The sequence below is a fragment of the Kluyvera sp. Awk 3 genome, assembly GCF_028069715.1.
GTDB classification, from domain to species: domain Bacteria; phylum Pseudomonadota; class Gammaproteobacteria; order Enterobacterales; family Enterobacteriaceae; genus Kluyvera; species Kluyvera georgiana_A.
Genome location: NZ_JANEWH010000228.1, coordinates 1 through 3,780, shown reverse-complemented (window position 1 = coordinate 3,780; position 3,780 = coordinate 1). Strand labels below are relative to the sequence as shown.

The 3,780-nt window shown below is 47.2% G+C and carries 3 protein-coding genes; all 3 read right to left on the bottom strand.

From position 1 onward, the window contains the following. Positions 1–65: 65 nt before the first annotated feature. The 3 genes from NNN71_RS23995 to NNN71_RS23985 are packed head-to-tail and all read right to left on the bottom strand — an operon-like array spanning position 66 to position 3,590. Positions 66–974, bottom strand: coding sequence for a dihydrodipicolinate synthase family protein (locus tag NNN71_RS23995; protein ID WP_267453973.1), 909 nt, complete (start codon positions 972–974; stop codon positions 66–68). 58 nt (positions 975–1,032) lie between these two features. Then, positions 1,033–2,205 (bottom strand): galactonate dehydratase, encoded by a 1,173-nt coding sequence (dgoD, locus tag NNN71_RS23990; protein ID WP_267453972.1) that lies wholly within the window; start codon positions 2,203–2,205, stop codon positions 1,033–1,035. Positions 2,206–2,234: 29 nt separating this feature from the next. Beyond that, positions 2,235–3,590, bottom strand: coding sequence for an MFS transporter (locus NNN71_RS23985; RefSeq protein WP_267453971.1), 1,356 nt, complete (start codon positions 3,588–3,590; stop codon positions 2,235–2,237). Positions 3,591–3,780: the final 190 nt, after the last annotated feature.

Sequence of the window (3,780 nt, the reverse complement as noted above, 5' to 3'; positions counted from 1 at the left end):
TTTTATACCTGCGCAGCGAATAAAAATTCCATATAAAAATGTTATTTTGAACCGGTAGATAATGTTTACCCATTCGCGGACAGTGCTTTTAGAATTAACAGAACCATCTCCTTATGGCGTTTTTCCAGAACTTCTGCTGGAGGTAGTACATGTATCGGTATATTGATAGCCATCTGAGATATCGCAAATTTAAGCGCAGCATGAAAAGGTAGATGAGCTTCATAAAGACCGGCCAGATTCGTTATCTGCTGATGTAAGCTAATAGCATGAGCATAATCGCCTCTCTGCCATGCACGAAAAATCCCGCACATCAGTTGTGGGGCAAAATTAGCACTGGCAGCGATAGCCCCGTCACCGCCCAGAATCAGAGTTCCAAGCAAATTTTCGTCATATCCTGCGAACACGGCGAAATCGTGACGTAGTGGTTTAACTGAACATAAGGTTTCCCGAATATGAGTCATCGCATTCACAGTGTCTTTGAGGCCTACAATAGTAGGGCATTCGCAGGCAAGCCGGGTTATCACCGAAACAGGTACAGACTGTCCGGTGAGTGCCGGGAAATTATAAATCAGAACAGGTATGTGGAGTTCACTACTGATTAACTGATAATGAGAGAATAATGCAGCATCACTCAGTAAATGATAAAAAGGATTAATAACAACAACATAATCAGCACCGGATTCCTGTGCGTGCAGGCTCAGCCCAATAGCCGGAGCGGTGCCGGTATACCCGGTTCCGATCAGCACCGGTTTTCGTCCATTGACATGGCGAACACAAAACTCCGCCACCTCTTTGCGCTGCTTTTCTGACATCGCCGCAAATTCACCCGCACTGCCTAAAAAAAATAACCCATCCACATCACTCTCGATTAAGAAATCAATCAACCTGGACTGGTTTTCACGATCAAATTTTCCCTCTGCCGTAAAACAGGTCGGAACAGGGGGAATAATACCGCTAAGACAAGAGACGCTCATGGAATAAATCTCCTATATTGCAGGAGACCCCTGCTGGAGGTCTCCGGTTGCAGGTTACCTACCAGTTAACAATTGTGCCTTCGGGCAGTTGTGCCTCAGCACCACTTTGTGGCTCCGGCTGATAAGGATGTCGGCGCGCTTCTGCTTCGTTCACCTCAACGCCCAGGCCGGGTTTTTCCGGGATCTGCCAGCAGCCATCCACCATCCGTATCGGCGTGTCCACCACATCATGGAACCACGGTACGGCTCCAATCATCTCTTCCTGAATCACGAAGTTTGGTGTGGAGACATCAAAGTGCAGTGCCACGGCGCCAGCAATCGGGCCTGCCGGGTTATGAGGCGCTACGCCGCAATAGGCCCCTTCCGCTGCGGCCGCAATTTTCTTCGCCATCCACAGCCCGCCACAGTGGCTTAAATCTGGCTGGATAATATTGACTGCCCGGTGCAGGAACAGTTGCTCAAACTCTTTGTACTGGATCAACCGTTCACCCGTTGCAACCGGGCAACTGACCTTCATCATCACATCCCGCATGGCAGCAGGATCGCCTGGCTGAATAGGCTCTTCCACAAACAATGGATTCGATGGCTCCAGCGCCTTTATGTACTGGACGGCAAGGGACGTTGAGGCAGGTCGACCATGGAAATCCACCATAATATCGATATCGTTCCCCACCGCCTGCCGGACGGCACCAATCGTCTCTTCAACCATACTGATTTCTGAGGACGCCGAGGTATAGTGGCAATAGGGAACAAACAGAATTTTCATCGCCTGGTATCCCATATCCACCACTTCAAGGGCCTTATCAACAAACGCATTTTTATTAAAGGTTTCGTAGATCGCTTTGGCATTACCCTGGCCCAGGTGGGTATAGGCTTTGATAACATTGTGTGTCTTACCACCCAGTAAACGCCATACCGGAAGCCCCACACTTTTGCCCAGAATATCCCAGAGCGCGTGCTCAATGGCGCTGATCGCTGTCATAGCGATAGTCCCGGGTTGCCAGAAATGAAACTTCGTCATCCGGCGAAACGCCTGTTCTATATCACGGGGATCCTGCCCAATCATTAATGGTTTAATATCGTCCACAGCACTGACGACCGCCCGGGTTTTCCATTCCAGTGTCCCTTCTCCCCAGCCATATAACCCGTCTACATCCGTAATAACTTTCACGAATACCCAGTTTCGGAGATCGGCATTGACTACCAGAGTTTGTATATCGACAATTTTCATTTTTCACCTCATTTATTGAGTGATGAACATTATTTTTCCTGATGAAATATTTTTGACGGCAGTAATAAAAAAAGGACGCCACATATCAACAGGCATAAACCCAGTAGATACGTTCCATTATTAATGTTACCGGTCAGATTTTTCGCCACATCGCTTATAAATGACCCCATAAATCCAGAGAGAGCACCGAATGAATTAATCATGGCAATCCCAGCCGCCGCCGCTGCTCCACTTAATAACGTTCCCGGAAGTGTCCAGAAGACCGGCATCATACCGAATAAGCCGACTGCAGCCAGCGTCATAAAGAACATCGATAATGTCAGGCTCCAGGCAATACAGAATGCGCTCAGCATCAGGCATACTCCACCGATTAACGGAGGAAGGGCTGTATGGAGTCGCCGTTCATTCATTTTGCGGGAATGCCAGGGGATAAGGACCATAGCTATGGCACCAAAAAGATAGGGAACCGCGGTGATCAGGCCGATGGTCCAGACATTCTGCACGCCGCTGTAGCTGATAATAGAGGGCAACCAGAATGTCATTCCATAATATCCGGAGTTGTACATCAAAATGATCAGGCAAAGGATCCACAGGCGGACGTCTTTCAGGGCAACGCTGAAAGAATGTTGTTTATGGGTGTTATCGCTGACAAGATTATGATGGAGAATGTTTTTTTCCGTTTCTGTCAGCCAGCCGGCATCATCAATACCATTACTGAGCCAGAAATAAGTGAAAATACCCAGTAATGATGCGGGAACCCCTTCTATCAACATCATCCATTGCCATCCTTCCAGTCCGTAAGCCAGATGTGAATATTGCATAATTAAGCCGGATAACGGCCCGCCCAGTACGGATGCTACGGGTAATGCCAGTAAAAATACGGAGGTGGCCTTACTCATCAGATGGGACGGGAACCAGTAATTCAGATAGAGGATCACTCCCGGATAAAACCCTGCTTCACAAATGCCGAGCAGCAGGCGGAGAGTATAAAAAAGTGTCGTCCCCGGAATGCCGGTGAGAACTGACAGAGGCTGTATTGCCATCGTTAATGCGGAGAGTCCTCCCCAGACAAATAATATCAGGGCGATCCAGCGCCTTGCCCCTATCTTGTGCAGAATCATATTTGCGGGGACTTCAAAGATAAAATAACCCCAGAAAAACATACTGGCACCCAGGGCATAGACGGTATCGGTAAACTTCAGACTTTCCAGCATTTGCAATTTTGCAAAACTGATGTTCACCCTGTCGAGATTTGCAAAAAGATAACACATCATAAAAAGAGGGATAATTCGTAATATCACCTTCTTATAAATTTTTTCTTCAGAAATACCGGGGTTCTGTTCAGCCAAAATTATGCTGTCATTACGTGACCAGGACGAGTTCATAACATAATCCTCAAAACAATAAGGGCCGATAAAGGCAGTGTTACTCCTTAACAAGTAAAAATCGAAGCGTATCCAGGCTACCTGTCTTTATGATGCTTCTGAAAAGGATGACATCAATGCGAGAGTATTTCCCTCTCAATTTATTGCCTGCGAAAGGAAGTATCTCGAATTTACATTAAAGTTTCATAAC